Source organism: Cereibacter sediminicola (genome assembly GCF_007668225.1).
GTDB classification, from domain to species: domain Bacteria; phylum Pseudomonadota; class Alphaproteobacteria; order Rhodobacterales; family Rhodobacteraceae; genus Cereibacter_A; species Cereibacter_A azotoformans.
This window is the reverse complement of record NZ_VDEK01000101.1, coordinates 1-1,382: the sequence shown is the minus strand read 5'-3', so window position 1 is coordinate 1,382 and position 1,382 is coordinate 1. Positions and strand designations below refer to the sequence as shown.

Genomic DNA, 1,382 nt, shown 5'->3' with positions numbered 1-1,382 from the left:
CTTTCACTCCGGAAAAATATCCTCGGGGGGTCCGGGGGGCAGACAGCCCCCCGGCTTCGGCGCGTCTCAGGCGCCGAGGGCGCGGTCGAGATACTCGTCCACCTTCTCCAGGTAGCCCATCGTCGTCAGCCACTTCTGGTCCGGCCCCACCAGCAGCGCGAGGTCCTTGGTCATGAACCCGTCCTCGACCGCCTGCACCGTCACCCGCTCCAGCGTCTCGGCAAAGCGCAGCAGATCCGCGTTGTCGTCGAGCTTCGCGCGGTGCTTCAGGCCACCCGTCCAGGCAAAGATCGAGGCGATGGAGTTCGTCGAGGTCTCCTTGCCCGCCTGGTGCTGGCGGTAGTGGCGCGTCACCGTGCCGTGCGCGGCCTCGGCCTCCACGGTCTTGCCGTCCGGCGTCATCAGCACGGAGGTCATCAGCCCGAGCGAGCCGAACCCTTGCGCCACCGTGTCGGACTGCACGTCGCCGTCGTAGTTCTTGCAGGCCCAGACATAGCCGCCCGACCATTTCAGCGCCGAGGCCACCATGTCGTCGATCAGCCGGTGCTCGTAATGGATGCCCTTGGCCTTGAACCTGTCGGCGAACTCCTCCTCATAGACCTTCTGGAAGAGATCCTTGAACCGGCCGTCATAGGCCTTGAGGATGGTGTTCTTGGTGGACAGATAGACCGGCCAGCCGAGGTTCAGCCCGTAGTTCATCGAAGCCCGCGCGAAGTCGAGGATCGACTCGTCGAGGTTGTACATCGCCATGGTCACGCCCGAGCCCGGCGCGTCGAAGACCTCGCGCTCGATGACCTCGCCGTCCTCGCCCACGAACTTCAGCGTCAGCTTGCCCTTGCCGGGGAAGCGGAAGTCGGTGGCGCGGTACTGGTCACCGAAGGCGTGGCGGCCGACGACGATGGGCTGCGTCCAGCCCGGTACGAGGCGCGGCACGTTCCTGCAGATGATCGGCTGGCGGAAGATCACGCCGCCGAGGATGTTGCGGATCGTGCCGTTCGGGCTTTTCCACATCGACTTCAGGCCGAATTCCTCGACCCGCGCCTCGTCGGGGGTGATGGTCGCGCATTTCACGCCGACGCCGTACTGCTTGATCGCGTTCGCCGCATCGACGGTGATGCGGTCCTCGGTGCGGTCGCGCTCCTCGATGCCGAGGTCATAGTAATGCAGGTCGATGTCGAGATAGGGCAGGATCAGCTTCTGCTTGATGAAGTCCCAGATGATGCGGGTCATCTCGTCGCCGTCGAGTTCGACGACGGGGTTGGCTACCTTGATCTTCGACATGGTGAGGCTCCCGGAATGATTGATCACGCCCCGCATAGCGGAAAAGCCCGCTGGAGAAAAGCCCGGTATGCCAAGGTATACCGGATCAGCCCGCGGGGGCG

At 64.4% G+C, this 1,382-nt stretch carries 1 protein-coding gene; it reads right to left on the bottom strand.

All coding sequences use genetic code 11. The features are described from left to right. Positions 1–66 precede the first annotated feature (66 nt). Positions 67–1,281 (bottom strand): NADP-dependent isocitrate dehydrogenase, encoded by a 1,215-nt coding sequence (locus FG154_RS20490; protein WP_145111985.1) that lies wholly within the window; start codon positions 1,279–1,281, stop codon positions 67–69. Positions 1,282–1,382: the final 101 nt, after the last annotated feature.